This is a genomic window from Martinezella tropici (genome assembly GCF_003287875.1).
Taxonomy (GTDB): domain Bacteria; phylum Pseudomonadota; class Alphaproteobacteria; order Rhizobiales; family Rhizobiaceae; genus Rhizobium; species Rhizobium tropici_C.
In genome coordinates this window covers 48,991-73,595 of the sequence record NZ_QMKK01000017.1, presented here as the reverse complement: position 1 = coordinate 73,595, position 24,605 = coordinate 48,991, and the positions used below count along the sequence as shown (strand labels likewise).

Here is a 24,605-nt window from a genome sequence, read left to right as displayed (position 1 = left end):
TCCGATTTCAAAAAACTCCCTGTTTCCGCAGGGGTGTGCCGCTGGAGCGAACTCAAAACGGCTCTGATGGGGTGGAGGCCCCCGACGGCATCTGTGTGCCAGAATGGAGACGTTGATCACCATTTAGAGGAGGCGCCCATCAGAGGCCGATCGTGAATAAATGATCCTCGATATCCAAGCTAAGCCAGCATTCGACCGATTTCGCGCAGTGAGCTGTGCCATTTGAGTGCCTCTTCGATGACGTGTGGGGTTTGTCCACCTCGGGTAAGAGCTCTTTTGTGGTAGTCGGACAGGGCCTCGCGATAGGCTGGGTGTACACAGTTGCCGATGATTGTGGCGGCGCGTTCACGCGGCGCGAGACCACGAAGGTCAGCCAGCCCGATTTCCGTCACCAGTATGTCGACGTCGTGTTCGGTATGGTCCACATGGCTGACCATGGGCACGACCCTTGAAATCGCACCGTTCTTTGCCGTCGATTTCGTGACGAAGATGGACATATAGGCGTTGCGGGCAAAATCGCCGGAACCGCCGATACCGTTCATCATGTGCGTGCCACCGACATGGGTCGAATTGACATTGCCGTAGATATCGAACTCCAGCGCGGTATTGATTCCGATGATCCCGAGGCGACGAATGACCTCCGGATGATTGCTGATCTCCTGCGGGCGCAGGATCAGCCGCGACTTATACGCTGCGATATCTGGAATGACCTTGCGATACTTGTCGGCCGACAGGGTCACTGAGGAACCGGATGCGAATGTGAGCTTTCCGGCGTCAAGCAGATCGAAGGTCGAATCCTGGAGAACTTCGGAATACATTGTCAGATCGTGAAACGGCGTATCGATGAAACCGTGGAGTACGGCATTTGCGATCGTGCCGATGCCGGCCTGAAGCGGCAGCAGGCTTTGGCTCAAGCGTCCGAGCTTGACCTCATGCATCAGGAATTCAGTCAGATGTCCGGCAATCGCTCGCGTTTCGGCATCGGGCGGCTGAATGGTCGAAGAACTGTCGCTGTTATGCGTGACAACAACGGCGGCGATCTTCTCCGGGAGAACCGGAATGAGAGGAACGCCAATCCGGCTGCTTGGCGTCATGACCGGAATTGCTTCGCGGCTTGGTCGACGCGTCGGGATGTAGATGTCGTGCAGCCCTTCCAATTCCTGTGGCTGCGACTGGTTGATTTCGACGATCACCTTCTCGGCCAGGATGGCGAAGCTTGCCGAATTGCCGACCGATGTTGTCGGAATGATCCCGCCGTCTTCGGTTATGGCAGTCGCCTCGATCACGGCAATATCGACCGGCGAAATCTGCCGGCTGCGAAGAAGTTCCACCGTCTCGGACAGATGCTGATCGATGAACATGACTTCGCCGGCATTGATTGCGTTTCGCAGAACCGGATCGGACTGAAAGGGCAGTCGACGGGCAAGCACATGCGCCTCGACCAAGGCCCCGTCGAGATTGTTCCCCAGTGATGCGCCGGTCATCAGTGTGATCTTTAGCGGCTCATCCTTGGCGCGCCTGGCAAGCGCCATGGGCACGGCCTTTGCCTCGCCCGCACGCGTAAAGCCGCTCATGCCGATGGTCATTCCGTCCTTGATCAACCGGGCGGCATCGTCCGCGCTGACAATGCGCTCGAGCAGCTCCCTGTTTCTTATGCGCTCGCGAAACATGGCGATCCTTCCTTAGGTCATGGATATCAAGAACAAGAGCCGAGTTTTACGACATGCTCAGCATCTCGATCCTCTAGGTAGATGCGACAAGACGTGTCTGGACATTCTCCATCCAGATCTAAATCGAGGGAGCAGCGCGGCATTGATTTCCGTCAAATGGGCTCCGGTCGGCCGCGCCTCCGCGAGAGTTTGCGATGCTCAGGGTCGGCCCTGAGCCCACTATCAGGCCAACGCGCTAAACCCAAAATAGGCGGCAACGGCGACCACGAGCGCAGTCACTGTTGTCACACTCAGTGCTGTGGCGTAGGCGCGGCTTCCGAACAGGATGGCCAGCACCATCTTCATTGTCAGATTGGCGGCTGCGGCCAAGGAGATCGCGATGGTCGCAGCCTCCGTCGTCAGCGCCGAGCCCGCTATGCGCGCCGTCGACAGAGTGATAGCATCAAGATCGGCAAGTCCGGAAAGCAGTGCGACGACAAAGATAGCCGACAGCCCAATCTGGTCGATCGTGAATTTCGATATAAAACTTATGACGCCGAGAAATGCTCCGAAGCGTAGAACCGTGAGCAATTCGAACGGATTATCCGGATTGATGTCCATGGCGTTATCGTCGGCCTTCGCTCCCCTGAGCATCAAGAAGGTTGCCGAAAGAAAGACGAGAACAACGGGAACGAACGCGGCGGCTAGCTTGGGAACGAGCACAGGCGCCAGTATGCCGCTGATGACCAGTGCCCGTCCAATGGACATTGCTCCTGCGATCGACGCGCCGGCAACAAGGCTGCGGGTTGCCTGTGCGCTTCCAGACGATAAACGCGCAAAGGACAAGGTAACGGCAGTCGATGAAATGAACCCGCCTGCGGCGCCACTAAAGAGGATTCCATGTTTTGGTCCGGCAATGCGGACCGCCAGATAACCGACATAGGAGATGGCGGCAATCATGATGGTCAGCAGCCATAGCTGGAATGGATTGATGGCATTCCAGGGATCGATTGTTCTGTCGGGCAGGAGCGGCAGCGCAACGAGCGTCATGGCAAGCAGCACGAGCGCAGCCCTTAGTTCCAACCAGGTCAGGTTTCGCAGGAATCCATGCAGGCTATGGCGAGCAGCCAGCAAGGCGGTCACCGCGACGCTTCCGGCCGCAGCTACGGTCATGTCGGAAACGGTCGCAATGACCCCAAGGACGAAGACCGCAAGAGCCGCTATGACACTGGTGACGCTGTAATCCTGTTCCCGCTCGGCTTCGTATCGGTTGAAGACGATGAAGGCGCTGCCGAACACAGTGAAAATGGCGGTCGGCAGGATCGGTCCGAGCTTAATATAAAGGAAACCCGCCAAGCCGCCGAGAAAGCCGGACAGGCCGAACGTGCGAATACCGGCCGTTCTTTTACCGGGCGCCGTCTCACGCTCCTGCCAGCCGCGCTCAACCCCGACCAAAATGCCGATAGCAAGAGCGAGGCTGAGACGCTGAAACGCTTCCATGATATCCATTCTACGACAATACTGACGAGCGAATGCGCAAGCAATCTGGACTACCAAATCCCACTGCCAGTCACCTCACTGACCGCTGAGAAGCGACTTGCGAAAACGCAACGTGGCCAAGGCAAAGAATGCCGCTCCGGTGCCGAAGAGCGCCAGCATTTGCGGCCATATGATCGCAAACCCGGCTCCCCGATAAAGCACCGCCTGCGATAACGAGACGAAATGTGTCGATGGCGAAAGCTGCATTACATTCTGCAACCAGCCAGGCATGCTCTCCATAGGTGTCGTGCTTCCGGACAAAAGATTCATGATGATAAGAACCGGCATCACAATCAGTCCAAACTGCGCCATCGAGGTCGAAACGGTGGCAATCAAAATGCCGAGTGACGTCACCGAAAACTGGTAGAGGATGGCCGAGGCTACAAAGAGGCCCACAGATCCGGCGACGGGCACACCGAGCAGGCGCTCGACGACGACGATAAGCGAAAAGGTCGCCGCGACGACGATGACGAGGCCATTCGCCCATATTTTTGCGAGCATGATCTCGATGGGGGTGACCGGCATGACGAGCAGGTGCTCGATCGTTCCATGTTCGCGCTCGCGGATCAGTGCTGCGCCCGTCAAGATGACCGAGAGCATGGTGATATTATTGATCACTTGCATCACCGCCGTGAACCATTCGGATTTGAGATTGGGGTTGAATTTCGCCCTTACGACCAGATTGATCGGCTGTTTCTGATCAGCTCCGGGCATTGCTGTCAGCACTTCCTGCAGGATGATATTCTGGATATAGGAGGCTCCGTTGCCGGCCTGCGACATCGCGGTCGCGTCGACATCGAGCTGGACCGATGGATGGCGACCGGCGATCACGTCCTGCTCGAATTTGGGTGGAATCTCGACGACGAAAACGAAGCGGCCGGCGTCCATCACAGCATCGATCTCGTCGGCATCGATCAGTTCCGGAGGCTTGAAAAAGGGCTGCAGCAAGGCATCGCGCAATCGTGCGGACAGCATCGAACGGTCTTCATCGACGATCGCCACCGCGGCATTCTCAACCTCGAATTTCGCACCCGTCGCCACGGCGTAGATGGCGAAGGTAAATGTATAGACGATCAGCACGACGAGAACGGGATCAGCCTTGAGGCTATAAAGTTCCTTGATGCCGAGACGAAGGATCCGGAAAAGACGGGCAACCATATCACGCGCCCCTCTTTCGCAACGAAATGATCGCAGCTGCGATGAACCCGAGTCCAAAGAGGCCGATCACCAACATATCGAGCCAGAGGTCGGCAAAACCGAGCCCCTTTGCAACGACACCGACGCTGACTGGTTGATACCAAGCCGACGGGAAAGCAAGCCCCATCAGGCGCGCGCCCCCCGAAAGCGACGAGACCGGGACGAGCAGTCCGGAAAAATTTACCGCCGGGATAATGGCGATGATGGCCGTTGCAAAAATAGCGGCGACCTGACTGCGGACAAAGCTCGATATGAACAGGCCGAAGCCGGTCGTCGCGAAAACATAAAGCAGCGACCCAACAGCAAAGGTCAGGAGGGAGCCTTTGACCGGCACTGCGAAGACAAAACGTGTGATCAGCACAAGAAGAATGAAACTCAGGAAGGCGATTGCGACATAAGGCAACTGCTTGCCAAGAAGGAATTCGATCTTCGTGACGGGCGTCGACTGGAAGTTGGCGATGGATCCAGTCTCTTTCTCCTTGACGACGCCAAGCGCTGTCATGATGGCGGGAATGAGCACCAGCATCAGCACGATGACACTTGGCACAATGGCATTGGCGCTTTTAAAAGCCTGATTGTAACGAAAGCGGCTTTCGATATCGATCGGGTAAGCTGATGTGTTGCGACCGCTGCGGCGCGTGGCGTTGTCGGTCAGGTAGGCCGTGGCAAGTCCTGAGACATAGCCGCGCGCCGTCTCCGCCCGGAAAGGCATGGCGCCGTCGAGCCAGACCGAGATTTCCGGGCGTGTCTGACGTTGGACATCTCTCCCGAAGTCGGTGGGAATCTCGATCGCCAGCTTCAGCTCGCCGCTTTTGAGACGGGTCTCCAGGTCATCGATGGAGGATACCGCCGGCTGCTCATCAAAATAGCGCGAACCCTGGAAGCTCTCCAGAAGTTGCCTGCTTTCAGCCGATTGGTCCTGATCGAAAACCGCAAAGGGCAGACGCTCCACATCGAAGGAGATGCCGTAACCGAATGCCAAGAGGAGGATCACCGGACCTAGAAATGCGAAGATCAAACGCGTGGGGTCACGGCGTATTTCCAGGGTCTCGCGCCATGCATAGGCCCATAAGCGGCGAAGATCGAAGATGCCCGGCTTTGAGACGTGGGCAGCCTTTGCCGCAGTTGTGATTGCCGGCGTGTCGTCCCGTCCCATTCCCGCCTCGGTGAGGACGTCGATGAAGACATCCTCCAGCGCCTCGCGACCGCGCTGCTTCTTCAGCCCCGCCGGGCTGCCGACGGCGAGCACCTTGCCCTCGTGCATCATGGAAATGCGATCGCAACGTTCGGCTTCGTTCATGAAATGCGTGGACAGAAAGATCGTTACGCCATCTTTGCGCGACAGGCTCAGGAGTGAGCGCCAGAAACTGTCGCGGGCGACCGGATCGACCCCGGATGTCGGCTCGTCCAGGATCAATACCTCCGGGCGATGGATGACCGCCGCCGCCAGTTGCAGGCGCTGTCGCATGCCGAGCGGCAGGCTCTCCGGGCGATTATCGGCAACAGCCGCCAGTTCGAAATCGGCAAGCATTTCCATGACGCGAACCGTCACCTGCTCGGCCGAAAGGCCAAACAACTGTGCATGCAGCACCAGGTTCTGGCGGACCGAGAGTTCGCTATAAAGAGAAAAAGCCTGAGACATGTAGCCGACGCGACGCCGGGTTTCCAAATCCCCGGCCTTAAGCGGCTGACCGAAGAGGCGCGCCTCCCCTTCGCTTGCGGGAAGCAAACCCGTCAGCATCTTCATGGTCGTACTTTTGCCGCTGCCATTGGAGCCGAGAAAACCGAAAATCTCGCCCCTTTCGATGCGAAAGCTTACGTGATCCACCGCCGTGAAGTCATCAAAACGTCTGGTAAGTCCCTCAGCCTCTATGGCGGGGACACCATCTCCCACCGGGCGCGGGACGACGAGAAGCGGCGCATCGGCTCTGCGTACCTCCTCCGGCAAGAGTGCAACGAAGGCACCCTCCAGGGAGGATTGTCTTGTGCTTCGCTTGATCTCGGCCGGGCTCCCCGTCGCGATGACCCGGCCGCCATACATGGCGACAAGCCAATCGAAACGTTCGGCTTCTTCCATATACGCCGTGGCGACGACGACGCTCATCCCCGGCCGCCGCGCCCGCATGCGTGCGATCAACTCCCAGAATTGTCGGCGGGACAACGGATCGATACCAGTCGTCGGCTCATCGAGAATAAGAATGTCCGGATCATGAATAAGAGCAGCACAGATACCAAGTTTCTGTTTCATGCCGCCAGACAGCTTACCGGCGGGGCGATCCCGAAACTGGGAAAGCCCGGTGATTTTGAGCAGTTCGTCCATGTGTTCGCGGCGCTCATTGCGATCCATCGCGAAGAGGCGACCGAAGAAATCGAGATTTTCGGCAACGCTCAGCGTCGGATAGAGATTACGCCCCAGACCTTGGGGCATGTAGGCGATGCTGGCGCCGACGAGACGGCGTTGACGCGCATTGGACATATCGCCGTCGAGGACGTGTATGTTGCCTTGTTGCAGCCTCGTTACACCGGCAGCGAGCGCGAGCAGCGTCGACTTTCCAACGCCGTCCGGGCCAATCACGCCCGCCATGCAGCCGGCCGGAACGGCGAGTTCGACCCCGTCGAGCGCGACTTTTTTTCCGTAGCGATGTGTAACGCCATCGAAGCGGATAGCAGTACCCATCATTGGGGTAACTTCACAACGAGTTGCGACGGCCAGGGAGCAGCTGGGTCGGTGCGCACGTAGCCCACGCCTCGAACTCCTGTCTTCACCCGCGTTTCGTACTGCTTCAGCAAATCGGACGCGATACGGAGTTTGACACGAAACATCAGCTTCTCGCGTTCATCCTCGGTCTCCACTGTTTTCGGCGTGAACTGCGCCTCCGCGGCGACGAAGGATATGGTCGCGGGCACGACGTAGTCGGGAGCGGGATCGAGGATGATGCGTGCCTCATCGCCAAAAGCGAGACGCCAAGCGGTTCGCGCCGGCAGAAAAACCGTCATGTAGACGTCCGCCAGATCGAGCAGCGTCGCAACCGGCGCCCCGGCTGCCACCACTTCGCCCGACTGCACCAACTTGTATTCCACACGCCCTCGTCTGGGCGCCTTTAGGATCGCATCGTCGAGTTGCGAGCGAATGCGCGCCACCTCGGCGCGGGCGGCATCCAGGGCGGCTTGAGCCTCATCTCGGCTTGCGAGCGCGGAACGGGAGGTGGCCTCGGCAACGGCGAGCTGGCTGCGACGCAGGTCGAGTTGTTGCCGTGTACCACTTCCCGTGGCGCTGAGATCGAAGGCGCGGTCAAGCTCCTGATGCGCGAGCGTGAGTTCGCTCCCGCGCTGCGCAATAGTCGCCTCGGCGCTCGCCACACCGGTTTCGGAACGCCGAACGTCCGCCTCCGCACCCGAAAGCTGCGCGTCGAGCTCGGACGTGTCCATGCGCGCAATGACGGCGCCAGCATCGACTATCTGTCCCTCTTCAACAAGAATATCAGCGACACGACCAGCGAATTTCGCGGAAATCAGAACCTGTTGCGCCTCTATGCGACCGTTGGACATCGCGATGCCGGCCGGCTGTTGGTTGCCGCGCAACTTGCTCCAGAGCTGCTGCATGTGATCGCTAAATGTTGTTGCATCTCGCGCCGCGACCTCGCGGCTTCCTGCATTTAGGCTCAGGACCGCAACAACGGCGAAAAAAAGAGGGACGTGGGATTTGTGCAAGAACCGGCTCCCGAAGAACGAATTGGTGGGTGCTGCCGGCGTGGCGAACCACTCAGGCGCTGCGTTCATTATTCACGGGTGGGACTCCCCATCATTGATGTAGATCATCTGCCGAGTGCAAACGTCGCCGTCACTCGAGACATTGTTCGATCCGATCCGTGAAGAAAGATTTTCCGTCCTTTGCGAGAGATTTCGGCCGGCCAGAAACAGCAAAAGGCCGTAGGATCTCACATCCCCCTGCCATTCTTTCGGCTTGATAGACAGGTCCCGCTTCGTCTCCACTGGTCGATAACGGCGTGACCGTCATCTGCACGGGCGGCGGAGGCATGCCCGTGATCGAACAGACGGAGGGTGGACTCACCGGGATTGAGGTCGTCATCGACAAGGATCCCGCTGATCTATGGCGCGAAGTTCCCAGCGGGCTCTATGGCGCCGAAGGTCGCCTTTCATAAGTGATCGATGGAGACCGTTCAACTCGGGAAAAATAGTTCTGCAATTAATCGTCAAAGCCCGGCAAGACTTCGCACCAACATCCCGCGCAAATAGAACCGTGATGTTGATCCAGGACAATGCGCATCATCGGGAATTCGGTGACGATAGTCTCGATCAAGGAGGCTTGCCATGAACTTTATTCCTTCCCAGACCTTCTCGGATTCTGCGCACCAAGCCGAAACATGGATCGTAGAATTGTCCGAATATCTCCATTGCGAACGGAATGAGGCCTATGATTGCCTGCGCTGTGTCCTACACGCGCTTCGGGATTCCATGGGCCAGAAGGCCATGGCTGACTTCTCAGCGCATCTGCCGCCATTGATCCGGGGACTATTCTACGAAAACTGGCAACCTGAACACACCCAACCGTGCTCAAATAGAAAGGATTTCTTTGCGAGCATAGGCACGCGATCAGTGAGGCTGAATGATATGGGCGTCGAAAAAGCAGCACAGAATGTCTTCAAATTGCTGGATCATCGCTTGAGCCCACCTGTGATCAAGAAAGTCAGACTGGCGATAAATCCTTCTCTCGGGTCGCTCTGGCCCGAGCGCCCACAGCAATCAAATAGCGCCGCGTAGCTTAACAAGAGGAACACAGGCAAACTGCGATTTGAGAAACGCATGGGCTTGCCGCGCTGCCCTCTATTCCGACCGATTGCTGCCGTGCGCCGTCATTTCACGCTCGCCATGCGCCGCAATCGGCGGACAGTCTCGCAACCACCGGACTTCGCTGTGGTACCAGCCTGGTTGCCTGCGACTTCCGCTGCTGAATCAAGCAGCTCCAAGGCATATGCTACCGCCACATCGGTATCCTCGTGACAAAGGCTTGCGCTTGTGCAGCGCGCATCAAGGGCTTGTCTGATCTTATTCCTGATCGAGAGCATTCCCTTGCTGCCGGAATGGGCCGAAAGCTCATGGAGGCAACTTGTGGCGACAACTTCCGAGGCGATGAGCTTGCCCTCGACCTCTCCAAGTGTCGGAATTGCAAATCGCTGCCCTCCCCTTCTGCAATCACGATTCGTTGTCAGCATGGTCTTGTTCCTTTGTGGTTAGCTTGAACGCCCGTCTTCCTCAAGAGCTCTTTTGACGCGCCGAAGAATGACGGCGCGCCCTTTCCGGTCGGCGGTTTGACGCAACCGCTCCTCCAGATCGAGGACGATCGATTGATAGTCATTATGCCAATCCGAATGGCCGACATCCTGGGGTACTAGGCGCGGAGGCGGCGTACCACGTGCGAGCGGTACGGCGGCTGTTTTCGTCAGACTGTAGCTGTCGTCGAGCGATGGCACGATGATGGTCGCTTCCGGCTTCTCGACCAGCAGACGAGATTTCAAACTGTCGCGCGCGGCAGGCTCGCCGTGGACCAGAAACAGCCCTGAGCGAATCGGCTTTCTGGCGTCTATCCAAGCGCTCAATTCGCTGGCGTCGGCGTGACCGCTATAGGCATCCAGTGATCGCACAGTCGCGCGGACGATGATTTCTTCGCCCTGGATTTTTACGGTGCGCGCGCCGTCTTCAAGAATCCTCCCGAGCGTGCCGGCTGCCTGGAATCCGACGAGCAACACCGTGCCTTCATCGCGCCATAGCCAGTTCTTGAGACGGTGACGAATGCGGCCGGCCTCACACATGCCGCTGGCAGCGATGATGATATGGAAGCCGCGAATGAGGTCGATTGCTTTTGATTGCTCGGCCGTTTCCGTAAAGCGTACATTTTTGGCATTCAGTGCTTTGATCAGTAGGTCGCCGTTGGGGATGGAATGCGCATACTGCTTGAAGATTGCGGTCGCGCGCGAAGCCAATGGAGAGTCGATGACGATCGGACAGCGGGATATCTCACCAGCATCCATCAGCACATTGATATCAGCAAGTAATTCCTGTGTGCGTTCGACCGCAAATGATGGGATCAGCAGAGCGCTGTTGGGATGATAGGCCTTGAGAAGGATCTCGCGAAGTTGCCCGCGACGAGCGACGTCGGAAGCTTCGTCTCGTTCACGATCCCCATACGTGCTTTCACAGATGACGTAATCGAAGTCCTTAGGAGCATCCGGCCGGGCCTCCAAAAGTTTGTGTTGCGGACCGACGTCACCGGAAAACAGTATGCGGATGGGGCCATTTTCGGTCGCAAGCTCGATTTCGACCGAAGCCGAACCGAGCAGATGTCCGGCGTCCCAAAGCCGAAATCCAAGTCCGCCCTCCAATCTCTGCCATTCTTTATAGGCAACCGCTCGAAACTGCATCATCGCGGCACGCGCGTCTTCTGCGGTGTAAATGGGTTGCAACGTATCGCGCGATCTATGCCGGTGGCGGCGATTCAGCTGCTCGACTTCTGATTCCTGAATATGTCCGGAGTCTTGCAGCATGATCGAACACAGATCCAAGGTCGCCGGCGTGCAATGGATGGGCCCTTCGAAACCGGCTTTCACCAACTTCGGGATAAGTCCCGAATGATCGATATGCGCATGGGTCAAAATGACGGCGTCAACCAGAGAGGCATCGAACGGGAACGGCCTGTAATTCAGTTCCTTCTCTGTCTTGGAGCCCTGGAACATGCCGCAATCGACCATTGTGCGTGTGCCGCGGTGCTCAAGGACAAAGCACGAGCCGGTTACCGATCCGGCCGCACCGTAGAAATGTAAAATTGAATCCGACATCTGGTTCCCTCGCATGCACCCAACCTTATGCGCGGCGGATCGGGTTCGCTTTGCGGAAAATCAAGGAAATGAGGTTGAAAGTGAGGTTTGCTGTCCTTTCCTCCAACCAGGAAAGGCGATCCGACCATGCCCATCAAAACCGTCTTGAGTATCCTCGACGTCAGTCAATTCAAGGATGACCTGAAGGGCGCCGTCGACTTTTGCCAAACGCATGGTGCCCATCTTACCGCCTTGGTGGTTTCGATGTGCGTCACGCCTCCGCTCACCACATATGATGCCCTCTCCACGATCAGGCTCGATGAGCGGCAACGTGAAATAGACAGATTGACCGAAAAAGCAGCCGATATCAAAACGCTGCTCAGCGGGAGCGCGTCCTCCTATGACGTGCAGGAAGTCTACACGGAATTTGCCTGGGCAGACGATGACATAGCCGAGCGAGCTCTTTATGCCGATCTTGTCCTCATCGGTCCGCAGGCCGCCCGCAACGAGGAACTTCGGCGAAGAGTGATCGACGGGGCGTTATTTCAGTCGCCCACACCGGTGCTTGTCACCCCGGGCGACAAGATGGTTCGGCTCCTGCCGAAAACAATTTTGCTGGCCTGGGACTCTGGGGAGGAGGCAGCGCGCGCCGCGCGCCAGTCGATCGACTTCTTGCAAGCCGCCGGAACGGTGCATGTCACGCTTGTCGATCCCCTTGCTGAGCGCTCCGTCAACGGCGAAGAGCCTGGCGCGGATATCGCCGCCTTCCTCGCGCGACATGGCGTCAAGGTCGATGTCGACTGCGTTGCGAGCGGCGGTCGATTGATCGATGAAACGTTGCGACAACACGCCGCCGACATCGCAGCCGACATGATCGTCATGGGAGCCTATAGTCATCCACGCTTACAGGAACGCCTGTTCGGCGGAGTGACACGATCGATGCTGAAAGACTCGGACATACCGTTGTTTCTTGCCCACTGAAAGCAAGGGCAAATGCTGTTTTCCGGCATGCCTCCTTGATGCCCGCCAAGCATATTGTAGACGTCGCATGGTCAACAGATAGCCCATAAATCAGCAAATGCGGCCAGTCAGCAATCGACAGAAGACGAAGCTTGACAGCCCCTGATCCGAGCATCGGAGGATTCCGTTCCATGCGACCCGGGTCTACCCGCCGGCCCCGACCGACCCGACGAAGTTCGCCAAGACGCGGTTTCGTCTTTGACCCAGCGCAATGACACCGCACGCCGGATTGACGAGATTTGGTTTGAGGCGCGAGCCTCGATCAATTGTCTTCAAGGAGGACATCTTGAGTGACCTGAAGATACGTCGAGATATCCTCGACGAACTGGAATTTGATCCCAGCATTGACGCTGCCGCGATCGGCGTTTCGGTGGAGAATGGCGTCGCGACACTATCTGGCCATGTGAAGAGCTGTGCCGAGAAAATGGCGGCGGAGGCAGTTACTCGGCGGGTAAAAGGCGTCCGGGCGATTGCCGATGAGATCGATGTGCGTTGGCCCGAGCAGAAAAGGCATGCCGACGATGAAATCGCAGCTCGCGCACTTGATATCATTACCTGGGACACTGCGTTGCCCGACGGCGCCATTGACGTCAAGGTCCAGCGCGGATGGGTAACACTCTCTGGCGAAGTACGCTGGCACTTCCAGCGCATGGCGGCGGAAAATGCTGTCAAAAAGCTTGGCGGCGTTGTTGGCGTGACGAATATCCTAACCATCCGGCAACTTGTCGGCGCGTCAGATATCAAGGAACGGATCGAGCAGGCGCTACGGCGAAACGCTGAGATCGAGGCGGATGGAATCAAAGTTCGCGTCGCCGACAGCAAAGTCGTTCTTGAAGGTGACGTTCATGCCTGGAGCGAACGTCATGCAGCAGAGCAAGCCGCATGGTCTGTCCCCGGCGTCGCGATTGTTGAAAATCATCTTCATGTCGGCTAACGCCAAAGGGAGGGGTGAGCCCCTCCCTTCTTCTGCCGCCGGCCCCCTTGGCAACCTACAGCTGAGCCGCGACGGACAAGTGTAGAGCGCTTGTGGGCTAGCTTGCCTTGATTGCAATTTTCCGGTCATTCTTGTGAGCATTAGCCGTCTTCGGTAAAACGACCTTCAAAACACCATTTTCAAAGGATGCGTTGATACCGTCTGCATCGACACCGTTGGGAAGTTGGAGACTGCGCTGGAACGACCCATAGCGCCGTTCGCTGAGATAGTATTCCTTCTCCTTTTCCTCCTTGCGTTCGTGCTTTTCGCCTTTGACCGTCAGGATGCCGTTGGCGAGTGTCAGATCCAACTCCTTCGCGTCAATCCCAGGAAGCTCAACTGTGAGCTCATAGGTCTTGTCGGACTCGATGAAGTCGGCAGCCGGCATGCCGCGCGTGAAGGCATTCGGGAAACGCGCGAGTGTGCGGTCTTCTAGGAAGCCCGGAGTGAAGTCATTGAAGACACGATCAATTTCCGATCGCAGGCTCTCGAAGGGCGCCCAGCGCTCCATAGCGGGCGCCGTCTTCTTCTCCGTGCTCACAGGAAGTTTTCTTGCCATGTCGGGCATATCATTTCTCCTCTTCGTTGCGAGGACCCTTGAAGGACGACTTCGTCCCGGCCCTTTTCCAAACCGTCATCGTGAGACGCGGAGTCATCAAAGACGAGGTTGCCAGACTGTTCATTGATCAGCATCAAAATGGCGCGATATCGCTCGCCGTTAGGCGATCGAAGCCTTCATTTGGCGATTATGAGCGCAGATAAGGCTCCTCTCCGGTCGAACAATCTTGACTTTCATCAAGGCGGCGGGCCGGCGGGCACGCGATCATTATGTCCGCCTGCTGGAGAAGACTGACATGAAACCGCAATTCCATCTGCCATTGATCACCTATCCCACAGCCTGTTCGTTTTCCGTCGTTCAAAACGCGATCGACTTGGCGCGACATCAAAAGGCGGATCTCACCGCGAGCGTCCTGCAGATCAAGACGCCACTCGTTGGTCAATCATCCCCATGGGTTGACGACGTCGAAAGACTGAGCTCGGAGGCAAAACGCTTCAGCCGCGACAGCGGTGTCGCGTTGAGCGAAGCAGTGCACGACTACGCCCGCAAAGCAGACATTCGCGCCATCATTGAGCCATTCGAAGCGTCGGAGCCGCAAATCCTTGAGACTCTGGTAGAAATCTCGCGTGCTTATGACCTGTCAATTATCGAGGCGACCGAGACCATGATGCCATTGCTTGAGAACCTTCTGTTCGAAAGCGGCCGACCTCTCGTCCTGTTCCCTGCGAAACACGTCTGCGGCCGGATCGACACGGTGGCAATCGCATGGGATGGCAGCGCGCCGCTGTCGAGAGCATTGACAGGCGCCAGATTATTCCTGGAAGGCGCATCGAAGGTCATTTTGATATCGATCACCGATGATGGCTCAATGAATGAGAGGAGCCGGGCCCGATATGCGGAGGTGTTACGCAACAGCGGCTTGGATGTAGAGGTTGTCGTGGCCGGTGCAAATGGCGAAGAGGTAGCCGTCGCTATCCAATCGAGCGCAAGAGCTCTGCACGCGGATCTGCTTGTCGCCGGAGCCTATGGGCATTCCCGAATTCGTGAATTTGCCCTTGGAGGAGTCACTCGATCACTGCTATCCGATCTCGATATGCCGGTTCTTGTTGCCCACTGATCAAGCAGCGGACGATTGATATCAACGTTTACTCCCCGCCCCCAAATTTTGGATGCCGGATATCTATCGTTCCGGCTTGGGCCAATCGCAACATTTCGATCAGCGCATTTCCCATGCTGTCGCAGTGGTGGCGCATCTCGGGGGACAGTCACGGCATGCCGGCTTTAGCGAGCGGATGATCGCCTGTTGACAAAGGTCAAGGCGCACGCGCCGTGCAATGGCTAGTAAGGCATCAGAGGTGACCGCCGATGCCTATTGAAATTGACGAAACCACCAAGAACGCTCCGCTTAAAAGACCGGCTTCCACAAACCTAGATACGACGATGTCGCCGTCGCCTTATTGGTCGAAGAGCGAGGATGTTCTGCTGCACGATCTCGGCTCGCAGGCAAAAGGCCTTTCGCCTCAAGAGGCAATTTCCCGGCTAAAAAGCTACGGTCCGAATACAGTCGTCGCGATGACACACATGAACGCACTTCATATTCTGGTGCGGCAATTTCTGAATCCCCTCGTTCTCATTCTTATCTTTGCCGCGACGGTATCTTCGCTGGTCGGGGAGATGCATGATGCCATCATTATAAGCCTCATCGTCCTTGCGAGTTGCTTGCTTGGCTTTTCTCAGGAATACGGAGCAACCAAGGCGCTAGAGGCGCTAAAGAAAAGTATTTCATTGTCGGCGACGGTTGTAAGGGGCGGAATAGAATCTCTTGTCCCGGTAAGCACCGTTGTCCCGGGTGATATCGTCAAGCTTGTTGCCGGTAGTCTTGTGCCGGCCGACGGCATGATCCTTTCGTCACGTGACTTGAACGTCAGCGAGGCCGCTCTGACGGGCGAGACCTTCCCGGTTGGCAAGATGGCGGGTGTCTGTCCCCCCGACGCTCCGATCGCCACCCGGACCAATTGCGTCTTCACCGGCACATCGGTTCGCAGCGGCACAGCGACGGTTATCGTTGTTAATACGGGTACGCGCACCGAGTATGCGACCATCGCCGGCGCAATCGCGAGACAGATACCCGAAACGGATTTCTCGCGAGGTATACGACGATTCGGTTACTTGATGACACGGATCATGCTGGTGATCGTCATTACCGTCTTTGTTGCCAACCTGCTCCTGCACCGGCCATTGATCGACTCTCTGCTGTTTTCTCTGGCGTTGGCCGTCGGGCTCACTCCAGAGCTTTTGCCGGTGATTATCAGCATGACGCTCGCCCGTGGCGCACACGCCATGGCCGCCGGCGGTGTCATCATTCGCCGGCTGGACGCCATTGAAAATCTAGGGAGCATGAACCTTCTCTGCACCGACAAGACCGGCACGCTGACAGAAGGCATCATAAAGCTCGACGATAGCGTCGATATAGGCGGCATGCACTCGCAGCAGGTCCACTTACTCGCCTTTTTGAACGCATCGCTGCAGGCCGGCCTTAAAAACCCACTCGATGATGCCATACTGGCATCCGGCGAGACTAACGCAGATCTGAAAGGCTTCGTGAAGAAAGACGAAATTCCATACGATTTCATGCGCAAACGGTTGTCGGTCATCGTCGATGAGGTCGGCCAGGGTACGATGATGGTCTGCAAGGGCGCAGTCGCCAATATCCTTTCCGTCTGTACCTCTGTCAGGACAGGTAATGCTGTCGAGCCCCTCGATGACCGGTCGCGTGCGGACATCGATGCGCGTTATCGCAAGTGGGGCGAGGACGGTATTCGGGCGATCGCAATCGCCACCAGGCGTTTCGCTCAAGACGAGGGGGCTTATGACGTGGACGACGAGTGCGAGCTCTGCCTCGAGGGCTTTCTATTGTTTCTTGATCCGCCGAAGGCAGGTATCAAGAATGCACTGGCGGGGTTGAGACATCGCGGTATCGGCATCAAGATCATATCCGGCGACAACCGCTACATCGTCAAACATCTGGCCGACACGATCGGTCTGAAAACGAAACAAGTTTTGACCGGCGCAGAGCTGGTGTCGATGAGCAGTGATGCATTGTTTGCCCGCGCGCCAAAAACAGATCTGTTTGTCGAGATTGATCCCAACCAGAAAGAGCTCATTATCAAAGCTCTGCGGCGCTCCGGGCATGTCGTCGGCTATATGGGCGACGGCATCAATGATGCTCCAGCCCTTCATGAGGCCGACGTCGGCATTTCTGTCGACGGTGCGGTCGATGTCGCCCGGGAGGCTGCGGATCTCGTCCTGTTTCAACAGGACCTCAACGTGCTGATTCGCGGTGTAGACGACGGTCGGCGAACCTTCGCCAACACTATGAAATACATATCGATCGCAACGAGCGCGAACTTCGGCAATATGATCAGCATGGCAATCGCCTCTCTGTTCCTCCCCTTCCTACCGCTGCTCGCCAAGCAGATCCTGCTCAACAATCTCCTTGCAGACATTCCAGCCATGGCCATTGCCACGGACCGGGTCGATCGACAGCAGGTGCAGCGCCCAAGGCGTTGGGACATCCGCAGCATCCAACGCTTTATGATCTTCTTTGGCCCGGTCAGTTCACTGTTCGACTTCGCGACGTTCGGATTTCTGCTTTTCGTCGTGCATGTATCAACGAACCAGTTCCGCACGGCTTGGTTTGTGGAGTCCCTCATCACGCAGCTTGCGACCATGCTGATCGTTCGTACGACCATGACGGCATGGAAAGATAAGCCGGGGCCTCTGCTCCTGTGGTCGACGGCAGTCATTATACTCATAGCGCTTGTCCTGCCGTATATTCCAATGGCCGCGAGCATATTCGATTTCACGCCGCTCCCTGCGCCGTTGATGGGAGGTCTGATCGCAATCTCGGCGATTTACGCGGCTGCGCTCGAGCTGGTGAAACGTTTCTATTTTCGTCCGCGATGACTGTGACGGCAATATTGGCGAAAGCTGCTTATATCGGGCTAACTTGCCTCGGGCACCAATACCGCTGCGCCGACGAGACGCCCGGCGCGCAGATCGGAGAGCGCCTCGTTGGCCTTCGCGAGCGGATAGACCTTGGTGTGGGTTCGCACGCCGGCCATCTGGGCAATCGGGAAAAACTCAGCTGCGTCCGCGCGTGTCAAATTGGCAACTGAGACAAGCTCGCGTTCCCCCCATAGAACGGCGTAACGCATCGCCGGTATGTCGCTCATGTGAATTCCGCCACACACAACTACTCCGCCCTTGCGAACCGCCTTGAGCGCAATCGGCACAAGATCGCCTGCCGGTGCAAAGATGATGGCTGCCTCGAGCGGAACTGGTGCGCTTTCTTCCGATGAGCCGGCCCATCTGGCGCCGAGATCGAGCGCAAACTGCTGCGCTGCATGGTCGCCGCTGCGCGTGAACGCATAAACGTCGCGGCCTTGCCAAAGGCAGACCTGTGTCAGGATGTGCGCGGCAGCTCCGAAGCCGAAAAGGCCGATGCGCTTGCCGTCGCCGGCCTTCCTGAGCGAACGCCAGCCAATCAATCCGGCACACAAAAGAGGCGCGAGCGATACGGGATCGGCACTCGCATCGAGAGCGAATGCGAATGCCGCATCGGCCACAACATGCGTCGCGAAACCGCCGTCACGGGTATAGCCGGTAAATTGCGGCCGGTCGCATAGATTCTCAGCCTTCATTTGACAGAAAGAGCAGGTTCCGCATGCATGACCGAGCCAGGGGACGCCGACGCGGCGACCGAGTTTGGCGATTTCGATTCCGGGGCCCACAGCATCGACAATACCCACGATCTCATGACCCGGTACAAGCGGAAGCTTTGGATTGTTGAGATCGCCGTCCACAACGTGAAGATCAGTACGGCAGACGGCACATGCCTCGACCTTGATCCTCAGCTCGCCAGGACCGGGCCTTGGATCATCGCGTTCGACAAATATGAGCGGCTTCCCGATTTGTTGGAGAACCATCGCTTTCATGGCTGAAGCCCATCGAAGTTGGGGCTCGTTTTGAAGCTCGATGTCGGAGGAAAAAGCCTGGAAACGGCGTGCGATCTGCGTTTCAAGCAACCTCTTCCGCCAAAGGAACGGCTGCGGCGAGCGCTGTTATTTACCACCCTTGTCTCTCACACAAATTGTGCTTCGGCCTTGATCCGGATCAACGCGCGCATAGCAAAAACGTGAAAGCGTTCGAGGCAGGACACATTGTTTGGCACGTCAGGAGGGCATCAGTGCAAAAGCTATTGATGATCATATTGATCGTCATGATCGCGACGATCATCGGCATTTTGTGGGTGAAGCCGATTACCGGCACCGGGCGACAGACCGCGCTTGAGAAGTCAGCAACGCAATGACCATCCTGAAAACATTTCGCGGTGCGAAGGAGGCTCTATCACGCCCGTTCCCGAAGGAAATCATTCTTCCCCGGACGCTATATGGCTTCGTTTTTCGGGCATCGGGGTGGCATCAGCTGGCCACCGCAATACTATCCATTGTGCTCTTTACAGCGGGAACCATACCGCTGGAGGTACAACGACGGATCGTGAATGCGGCAACGGAGAATGGCTCCTATCGAACGATCGCCGTGCTGGTGTTGATATACGTGCTTTTGGCTTTGACCGAGGGAGCCGTGAAACTTGTGCTCAATATCTACAGCAGTTGGATCGGAGAAGCGGCCGTCCGATGGCTGCGTTTGCAGGTATTCGAGGCATCAAGAACATCGATGACGGACGGCTCCATGATGACCAGCGAAGGTGTCCAACTCTCGATCATCTTGGCCGAAGCCGAACCTGTCGGTGGCTTCGTCGGCACAAGTATTTCGGAGCCTCTGTTGCAGATGGGGATATTGACAGCTGTTTGCGGCTATCTGGTCTATCTGCAGCCACTCATTACGATCATCGTCATCACGATCTTTCTTCCGCAAAGTGGTTTTGTCCCGATCATGCAAGCAGCGATCAACCGCCGCGTCGGAAAAAGGATCGGCATCATGCGCAATGTCAGCGAGGACATCGTCCAAATGGGGCAAGCAATTGATACAGACGGCCATCAGGCGTCGCGTATCGGAGATGTCTTCCGGATCAACATGAGCATCTACAAAATCAAGTTCACGATGAATTTCATGATGAATCTGATGACACAGATGGGCTACGCGGGCATCTTCGCGTTGGGCGGCTATTTCGTCGTTACCGGGAAGACCGAAATCGGAACAGTCGTCGCCTTCGTGTCTGGTCTTTCAAAGATAAATGACCCTTGGGGCGATCTCGTCAACTGGTACCGCGATCTGCGCGTGACACAGGTTAAGTACGGTCTCATATATAATTCTGCTCAGGCTGGCATCGAGTCAGCGGGTGAATTGACGGACCCTTCTCCATGCCTGGAGACTCACTCCTAAGATTTGAAAATGTGTAAACCTCCGCTGACGATCTCGGCCACCGACGTCGGGTCATAGCGGAAGGCGGCAAACTCATGTTTCGATTTGTCACTGCGAATAACAATCGTGCTGCCAACGGCATTCACGCCGGTGTTGATCCGAGATCCTCCATCCGGCCAGCTTTGCTGAGACGGATGAGACAACCGCGCAGCGAGCATCTTCTCGCATAGGTATTGAGGGAAAACTCAATAATGAGCAGCGACGGCACGCATGAGTCGGTCGCGGATGTCGGCACCATCGGCATTCTTCATCCGTGCATATTGAAAAATCGATCGCCGGCTGTGCAGATCTCGGTGCCTTTTGTGAAAGATCCAAAGGCCGACAGGGCGTCAGGCCTCGTCGGAAGCCTGGACGCGGGCGTCCGGCCATAAAAAATGAGTCGTCCCGTCGCGGGAGGAAATTCCGGAGAGATGCAGCACGCGACGAGTTGGCGGACTTTGGATATTGGAGGGAGAACCGACTGTTGGAAGAGAGCCTAAAGCCTTCGATGGGCTCAAGGCCGATCGCGGCGCACGCGAGCGCCGACGTTTGACCACGACAGTCGGGTTACATTTTGACATTATTTCATCCTTTGATTGTCGTTAGAAATCAAAAGCCATTGCCCTTTGTCGGGGGAATATAGGGATCCGGGTAACCGAGCTTAGGTTTTTCGGTTGTGCTGCCCGTATTCGTCGATGACTGTTGCTTCGGTTCTTTTGATTTGTCGGAGCCACTGGATTGGTAGGCATAGGCACCGAAGATAAGGCCGGCTATCGCGGCGACCAGCAAAGCTGCACGCATGTTCTTCTCCTTGTCACGGATCTGCCATCCCGAAGTCAAGGCGGACAACGAAAAGTCCACTTTGCATTCGTGATCAAATGGTAGGTTCTCTGGCGATTTTGGACCTTGATCTACGTCAATAGGGTGAGGTGGCTGCGCAGAGGGAGCGCACGCCCTTTGCGCAACCAACGTCATCCGATGACTGAAATATAAAGGATACGCTCTTCGGCAGCAGCACGGATAAGCGCCTCCCTGGCCGCTTCCGGAGGGATGACGTCGTTCAGGGCATCAAGGCATGCCCTGATCGCCATGACATATTCCTCGCCATCATCGCTCGGCCAATCCGAGATCAATGCTACCGCCGCATCCCGGACGGTCTTGATGACCCTGTACTTCTCGCCGGCGCGTACGACGAGCCTCAGCGCGGGAAACTGATGCGATGTATGCCATTTCATAAAGCGTGATTCCCCGGGCGCGAGAATATCAGCAACCCGCACAGGCAAACGTCGCTGAAAAGGTCGCGAATATTACGTTTATCAAGGCATTTGGTTGGCTACTTTGACATGCCTCAATTGAGGTCACGGACCAGCCGCGGCATCACAGATGGGTCGACCGTCTTCGTTGCCTGGAAAATAGCTTCGGCAATTCCTGCGTGAGGGTATCCGGGCCTCGGATTTGGACATCCACCGTGCGGTACGGTCCTGATTTCGATGTTATTGCAAGATCCCAGTCGAACCGCGTGGCTCATTCGTCTAGAGTGGGCTCTGGCACGGCGGGAAGCGTTACCAGCAAGTTGTCGTCGTGGTCCGCAACCACCGTGACCGCAAATCGGGGTCTGTATGCGTCTGTTACTGATCGAAGATAGTGCCCGCCTGCGCGATTTGCTGACCGAAAGTGTCCATCAGGCGGGTTGGCGGCTTGATGGTGCGGCAACGGTAGGCGCGGCGCTGCTGGCAACAAAAACCGTCAGCTACGACCTGGCCCTGGTGGACTTAGGCTTGCCGGACGGCGACGGCTTGGATCTCATCCGGGAACTACGTCGCGAAGGTTTTACTGCACCGATCCTCGTGATCACGGCGCGCGGTTCGATTGAAGATCGCGTGGCGGCCCTCGACGGCGGTGCCGATGACTATCTCGTCAAACCGTTCAATCACATCGAATTGCTCGCGCGCTGCCGCGCCCTTCTGCGCCGCAGAGCGCCGCACTATATTGAAGCCATTGTCCTTGGCGGCTTATCTTTCGATCCCACAAACGGCGTGGTCGCCGCAGGCGGTGAACCGCTCGCGGTCGCACCGCGCGAGCGGTCCGTCCTGGAACTGCTTATTCGCAACGCGGGCCGGGTCACTCCCAAGCAATTGATCGAAAGCAAGCTCTCCGAATTTGGCGACGATATCTCGACCAACGCCGTGGAATTGGCGATCTCCCGCTTGCGCCGCCGCCTCGCCCCATTCGATTTGCCCATCAGCATCGAAACAATACGCGGCATCGGCTATCTGCTGCGCGAAAAGCGCCAAAATGGTTGATCGATCTGCTCGGCCGCCAACGCTGATCCGCATGATCACACTGCGCATCGCGCTCTTTGCAGCGCTGGCCATGGCGGTGCAGGCCGCACTCGTCTTCGCCGATTATTATTTCGACAACGAGCAGTTGGCGACGTTGATGATCCAACGTGAAACCGGAAAGCTGTTGAAGGGTTTCGAACGCCGCCATGACGAGGCGCCCTACAAGTTGCCGCACGACCTCGACCGTTACGGCGTCCAGGGTGGCTTCTATATCACTCGCATCCGCACACCCACCGGTCAGATTCTCTATACGAACTGCGACGCGCGCTGCGACAATCACCTTTTGCCGCACGAGGTCAATCCGCCGGACCTCTGGTCTCGGATGCTGAGCAACAGCAAACCGCTCGCCGTCGCCGGCGGCAAGACCTACGAAATCCATGGGGACAAGATTTTTATCGAAATCGCGATCCTGCACGACAGCGACGGCATCATGTGGGCGGTGATCGGGCGTGAATTTGCGGATCATCTGGCCACCCCGATGGCCATCATGCTGCTCTTCGTCCTCGGTGGGACCTTATTGTCAATCCGCCAGGCCCTGCGCCCCGTTGCAAAAGCAGCACGGGAGGCCGGCCATCTCGATCCGCTGGACCCCAGCCATCTGATCAACGAGACCGGCATGCCGCGGGAAATCGCCGATCTTGCCGCTGCCGTCAACAGGAGCCTTGCACGCATCGGCGCGCTCATGAAATCACAGCGTCTGTTCACCACCGCTGTCGCTCATGAGATCCGCACGCCTCTGGCTATGATGAAGCTGGAGCTTGGCAATATCGAGCATCCCCGTGCGCGCAAGATCGAGACAGATCTCGACGCACTGGCGGGTTTTGTCGGCCAGATCACGGCGCTGGGGCGGCTCGAAAGTGCTGACCGTGCCGTGTTCCGGCCGGTCGATCTGGCAAAGCTGGCTGATTGGGTGGTCACCGATATCGCACCCCTGGTCTATGACCTCAACCACACCATTGCCTACAGCAATCTTGGCGCTGGCTCTGTTGAAGGTCATGCGCCACTGCTTGAGGACGCATTGCGAAACCTCATCGAAAACGCCTTAAAACATACCCCGGAAGGTGCGGCCATCGACGTTGTTGCCGGCCCTGGTCTGCGCTTGACGGTGAAGGATGACGCTGGTGTTTTTGACGCTCCGGCACAGGTCCCGTTTGGCGAGCTCAAAGCCGACCACATGGGGATTGGCCTTGAGATCGTGCGCCGGATCATGGCGTTGCATAAGGGGCGGCTGGAGATTGAAGTGGAGCCTGGCCATCTTACAGCCATGACGCTCCTGTTTGACCAAAACGAACTCTAGATTGAAGCGAAGAAGCTTCCGCCCAGCAGCGTTACGGTGCCATAAACCAGGCCAAAGGCGACCAGAAGACAGACAGCGGCGACAGGCAGCGACCCGCCCGTCGCCTCATTGTGGTCGACGTAGGCTTCGCGCCGTTTGCGGCCAGTGATCATGGCGCCGATGAGGTCTTCGCGCTTGACGAACTGATAGCACAGGTTCGCAACGATATGCAATCCCGCCAGAACGAGGATGGCGAAGTAGAACCACGCAGCATGGATGGAAGCGGCCCAGCTCGAAGCGGCTTCCCCTACCAGTCCGGCAAAAGGCCCCGCGGCGGTCACTCCGTCACTGGAGAATAATCCAAGCAAAACCTGCACACCGCAAACGACAATGAGACCGATGACCATCAGACCACCGGCTGGATTGTGGCCGAGATAGTGCCCCGCACGGTTGCGCCGCAGCGCCTGCAGGTAAGCCCATACAGCGGTGGGCGAGCGTACGAAACCGGAAAACCGCGCCGTTGAACTACCGAAAACACCCCACAGGAGGCGATAAACCAACAGGACGAGAACGCCGTAACCGGCCGCTTTGTGAACGGTCATATCCGGATCGTTGAAACCGCTCGACACCCAGGCCGTGATGATCAAGGCGACGAGCGACCATTTGAACAGACGCGTGGGAAGGTCCCAGGCACGCACGAGATCGCTCTTGGCAGATGAAATCTTGCCGCCATTTTCGGCGGGTGGTTCGCAATAGGGTTCGTAGGCGGATCTTTGTTCGCTCATGGGGAA

21 protein-coding genes are annotated in these 24,605 nt (G+C 57.2%); 10 read left to right on the top strand and 11 right to left on the bottom strand.

Annotated features, from left to right (window positions below; translation table 11 throughout):
* Nucleotides 1–179 precede the first annotated feature (179 nt).
* From DQ393_RS02220 to DQ393_RS02200, 5 genes are all read right to left on the bottom strand, one after another.
* Nucleotides 180–1,670: an acetyl-CoA hydrolase/transferase family protein gene (locus DQ393_RS02220; protein WP_112340178.1), complete on the bottom strand. Its 1,491-nt coding sequence runs from the start codon at nucleotides 1,668–1,670 to the stop codon at nucleotides 180–182.
* A 222-nt stretch (nucleotides 1,671–1,892) separates the two neighbouring features.
* Nucleotides 1,893–3,158 (bottom strand): MgtC/SapB family protein, encoded by a 1,266-nt coding sequence (locus tag DQ393_RS02215; protein ID WP_112340177.1) that lies wholly within the window; start codon nucleotides 3,156–3,158, stop codon nucleotides 1,893–1,895.
* Between the two features lie 66 nt (nucleotides 3,159–3,224).
* The gene (locus DQ393_RS02210) at nucleotides 3,225–4,346 is read right to left on the bottom strand and encodes an ABC transporter permease (RefSeq protein WP_112340176.1); all 1,122 of its coding nucleotides are present in this window, start codon (nucleotides 4,344–4,346) and stop codon (nucleotides 3,225–3,227) included.
* Nucleotide 4,347: 1 nt separating this feature from the next.
* Nucleotides 4,348–7,065, bottom strand: coding sequence for a ribosome-associated ATPase/putative transporter RbbA (rbbA, locus tag DQ393_RS02205; protein WP_112340175.1), 2,718 nt, complete (start codon nucleotides 7,063–7,065; stop codon nucleotides 4,348–4,350).
* Nucleotides 7,062–8,165: an HlyD family secretion protein gene (locus DQ393_RS02200; protein ID WP_112340174.1), complete on the bottom strand. Its 1,104-nt coding sequence runs from the start codon at nucleotides 8,163–8,165 to the stop codon at nucleotides 7,062–7,064. Before DQ393_RS02200 ends, rbbA begins: the two co-directional genes overlap by 4 nt.
* Nucleotides 8,166–8,717: 552 nt before the next feature.
* On the opposite strand from DQ393_RS02200, the gene DQ393_RS02195 reads away from it, so the two are divergent.
* A complete protein-coding gene (locus DQ393_RS02195; RefSeq protein ID WP_112340173.1) occupies nucleotides 8,718–9,167 on the top strand; it encodes a DUF2267 domain-containing protein in 450 nt (149 codons plus the stop codon).
* 470 nt (nucleotides 9,168–9,637) lie between these two features.
* Here the strand turns inward: DQ393_RS02195 and DQ393_RS02185 are convergent, their stop codons facing one another.
* The gene (locus DQ393_RS02185; RefSeq protein ID WP_112340171.1) at nucleotides 9,638–11,239 is read right to left on the bottom strand and encodes an MBL fold metallo-hydrolase; all 1,602 of its coding nucleotides are present in this window, start codon (nucleotides 11,237–11,239) and stop codon (nucleotides 9,638–9,640) included.
* Nucleotides 11,240–11,365: 126 nt separating this feature from the next.
* On the opposite strand from DQ393_RS02185, the gene DQ393_RS02180 reads away from it, so the two are divergent.
* Nucleotides 11,366–12,199, top strand: coding sequence for a universal stress protein (locus tag DQ393_RS02180; protein ID WP_112340170.1), 834 nt, complete (start codon nucleotides 11,366–11,368; stop codon nucleotides 12,197–12,199).
* A 325-nt stretch (nucleotides 12,200–12,524) separates the two neighbouring features.
* Entirely contained in the window at nucleotides 12,525–13,172 is a 648-nt protein-coding gene (locus DQ393_RS02175; protein WP_112340193.1) for a BON domain-containing protein, read from the top strand.
* A 97-nt stretch (nucleotides 13,173–13,269) separates the two neighbouring features.
* Here the strand turns inward: DQ393_RS02175 and DQ393_RS02170 are convergent, their stop codons facing one another.
* On the bottom strand, nucleotides 13,270–13,779 hold the full coding sequence (locus DQ393_RS02170; protein ID WP_112340169.1) for an Hsp20/alpha crystallin family protein: 510 nt from the start codon (nucleotides 13,777–13,779) through the stop codon (nucleotides 13,270–13,272).
* Nucleotides 13,780–14,065: 286 nt separating this feature from the next.
* Between DQ393_RS02170 and DQ393_RS02165 the strand changes: the two genes are divergently transcribed.
* A complete protein-coding gene (locus DQ393_RS02165) occupies nucleotides 14,066–14,887 on the top strand; it encodes a universal stress protein (protein WP_112340192.1) in 822 nt (273 codons plus the stop codon).
* Between the two features lie 248 nt (nucleotides 14,888–15,135).
* The gene (mgtA, locus tag DQ393_RS02160) at nucleotides 15,136–17,736 is read left to right on the top strand and encodes a magnesium-translocating P-type ATPase (RefSeq protein ID WP_112340168.1); all 2,601 of its coding nucleotides are present in this window, start codon (nucleotides 15,136–15,138) and stop codon (nucleotides 17,734–17,736) included.
* 38 nt (nucleotides 17,737–17,774) lie between these two features.
* Here the strand turns inward: mgtA and DQ393_RS02155 are convergent, their stop codons facing one another.
* The gene (locus DQ393_RS02155) at nucleotides 17,775–18,767 is read right to left on the bottom strand and encodes a zinc-dependent alcohol dehydrogenase family protein (protein ID WP_112340191.1); all 993 of its coding nucleotides are present in this window, start codon (nucleotides 18,765–18,767) and stop codon (nucleotides 17,775–17,777) included.
* Between the two features lie 251 nt (nucleotides 18,768–19,018).
* Between DQ393_RS02155 and DQ393_RS34070 the strand changes: the two genes are divergently transcribed.
* The 3 genes from DQ393_RS34070 to DQ393_RS02145 all read left to right on the top strand — a co-directional run bounded on the left by DQ393_RS34070 (nucleotide 19,019) and on the right by DQ393_RS02145 (nucleotide 20,588).
* Complete coding sequence (locus DQ393_RS34070; RefSeq protein ID WP_281023927.1) at nucleotides 19,019–19,141, top strand: hypothetical protein; 123 nt, start codon at nucleotides 19,019–19,021, stop codon at nucleotides 19,139–19,141.
* Nucleotides 19,138–20,178 (top strand): ABC transporter transmembrane domain-containing protein, encoded by a 1,041-nt coding sequence (locus DQ393_RS02150; RefSeq protein ID WP_112340167.1) that lies wholly within the window; start codon nucleotides 19,138–19,140, stop codon nucleotides 20,176–20,178. The genes DQ393_RS34070 and DQ393_RS02150 overlap by 4 nt, the downstream gene beginning before the upstream one ends.
* Before the next feature lie 230 nt (nucleotides 20,179–20,408).
* Entirely contained in the window at nucleotides 20,409–20,588 is a 180-nt protein-coding gene (locus tag DQ393_RS02145) for a hypothetical protein (RefSeq protein ID WP_112340166.1), read from the top strand.
* 217 nt (nucleotides 20,589–20,805) lie between these two features.
* On the opposite strand, the gene DQ393_RS02140 is transcribed toward DQ393_RS02145, so the two are convergent.
* Both DQ393_RS02140 and DQ393_RS02135 read right to left on the bottom strand, forming a co-directional pair.
* Entirely contained in the window at nucleotides 20,806–20,997 is a 192-nt protein-coding gene (locus DQ393_RS02140) for a hypothetical protein (RefSeq protein ID WP_112340165.1), read from the bottom strand.
* Nucleotides 20,998–21,167: 170 nt separating this feature from the next.
* Nucleotides 21,168–21,431: a DUF982 domain-containing protein gene (locus DQ393_RS02135; protein ID WP_112340164.1), complete on the bottom strand. Its 264-nt coding sequence runs from the start codon at nucleotides 21,429–21,431 to the stop codon at nucleotides 21,168–21,170.
* 384 nt (nucleotides 21,432–21,815) lie between these two features.
* On the opposite strand from DQ393_RS02135, the gene DQ393_RS02130 reads away from it, so the two are divergent.
* Both DQ393_RS02130 and DQ393_RS02125 read left to right on the top strand, forming a co-directional pair.
* A complete protein-coding gene (locus DQ393_RS02130; RefSeq protein WP_112340163.1) occupies nucleotides 21,816–22,499 on the top strand; it encodes a response regulator in 684 nt (227 codons plus the stop codon).
* Nucleotides 22,500–22,530: 31 nt separating this feature from the next.
* Nucleotides 22,531–23,835: a sensor histidine kinase gene (locus DQ393_RS02125; RefSeq protein WP_181592272.1), complete on the top strand. Its 1,305-nt coding sequence runs from the start codon at nucleotides 22,531–22,533 to the stop codon at nucleotides 23,833–23,835.
* Here DQ393_RS02125 and DQ393_RS02120 read toward each other — a convergent pair.
* Nucleotides 23,832–24,599 carry a cytochrome b/b6 domain-containing protein gene (locus tag DQ393_RS02120; RefSeq protein ID WP_181592271.1) on the bottom strand — a complete coding sequence of 256 codons (768 nt, stop codon included), beginning with the start codon at nucleotides 24,597–24,599 and terminating at the stop codon, nucleotides 23,832–23,834. The two genes, DQ393_RS02125 and DQ393_RS02120, sit on opposite strands and share 4 nt — an antisense overlap.
* Nucleotides 24,600–24,605: the final 6 nt, after the last annotated feature.

What these genes read in the sequence shown, in the direction of transcription:
- DQ393_RS02185 (WP_112340171.1), bottom strand. Translation starts at nt 11,239, where the DNA reads ATGTCGGATTCAATTTTACATTTCTACGGTGCGGCCGGATCGGTAACC.
- DQ393_RS02170 (WP_112340169.1), bottom strand. Translation starts at nt 13,779, where the DNA reads ATGCCCGACATGGCAAGAAAACTTCCTGTGAGCACGGAGAAGAAGACG.
- DQ393_RS02120 (WP_181592271.1), bottom strand. Translation starts at nt 24,599, where the DNA reads ATGAGCGAACAAAGATCCGCCTACGAACCCTATTGCGAACCACCCGCC.
- DQ393_RS02130 (WP_112340163.1), top strand. Translation starts at nt 21,816, where the DNA reads ATGCGTCTGTTACTGATCGAAGATAGTGCCCGCCTGCGCGATTTGCTG.
- DQ393_RS02145 (WP_112340166.1), top strand. Translation starts at nt 20,409, where the DNA reads ATGAGCAGCGACGGCACGCATGAGTCGGTCGCGGATGTCGGCACCATC.
- DQ393_RS02155 (WP_112340191.1), bottom strand. Translation starts at nt 18,767, where the DNA reads ATGAAAGCGATGGTTCTCCAACAAATCGGGAAGCCGCTCATATTTGTC.
- DQ393_RS02215 (WP_112340177.1), bottom strand. Translation starts at nt 3,158, where the DNA reads ATGGATATCATGGAAGCGTTTCAGCGTCTCAGCCTCGCTCTTGCTATC.
- DQ393_RS02195 (WP_112340173.1), top strand. Translation starts at nt 8,718, where the DNA reads ATGAACTTTATTCCTTCCCAGACCTTCTCGGATTCTGCGCACCAAGCC.
- DQ393_RS02150 (WP_112340167.1), top strand. Translation starts at nt 19,138, where the DNA reads ATGACCATCCTGAAAACATTTCGCGGTGCGAAGGAGGCTCTATCACGC.
- DQ393_RS02140 (WP_112340165.1), bottom strand. Translation starts at nt 20,997, where the DNA reads ATGCGTGCAGCTTTGCTGGTCGCCGCGATAGCCGGCCTTATCTTCGGT.
- DQ393_RS02220 (WP_112340178.1), bottom strand. Translation starts at nt 1,670, where the DNA reads ATGTTTCGCGAGCGCATAAGAAACAGGGAGCTGCTCGAGCGCATTGTC.
- mgtA (WP_112340168.1), top strand. Translation starts at nt 15,136, where the DNA reads ATGCCTATTGAAATTGACGAAACCACCAAGAACGCTCCGCTTAAAAGA.
- DQ393_RS02135 (WP_112340164.1), bottom strand. Translation starts at nt 21,431, where the DNA reads ATGAAATGGCATACATCGCATCAGTTTCCCGCGCTGAGGCTCGTCGTA.
- DQ393_RS02180 (WP_112340170.1), top strand. Translation starts at nt 11,366, where the DNA reads ATGCCCATCAAAACCGTCTTGAGTATCCTCGACGTCAGTCAATTCAAG.
- rbbA (WP_112340175.1), bottom strand. Translation starts at nt 7,065, where the DNA reads ATGATGGGTACTGCTATCCGCTTCGATGGCGTTACACATCGCTACGGA.
- DQ393_RS02165 (WP_112340192.1), top strand. Translation starts at nt 14,066, where the DNA reads ATGAAACCGCAATTCCATCTGCCATTGATCACCTATCCCACAGCCTGT.
- DQ393_RS02210 (WP_112340176.1), bottom strand. Translation starts at nt 4,346, where the DNA reads ATGGTTGCCCGTCTTTTCCGGATCCTTCGTCTCGGCATCAAGGAACTT.
- DQ393_RS02200 (WP_112340174.1), bottom strand. Translation starts at nt 8,165, where the DNA reads ATGAACGCAGCGCCTGAGTGGTTCGCCACGCCGGCAGCACCCACCAAT.
- DQ393_RS02125 (WP_181592272.1), top strand. Translation starts at nt 22,531, where the DNA reads ATGATCACACTGCGCATCGCGCTCTTTGCAGCGCTGGCCATGGCGGTG.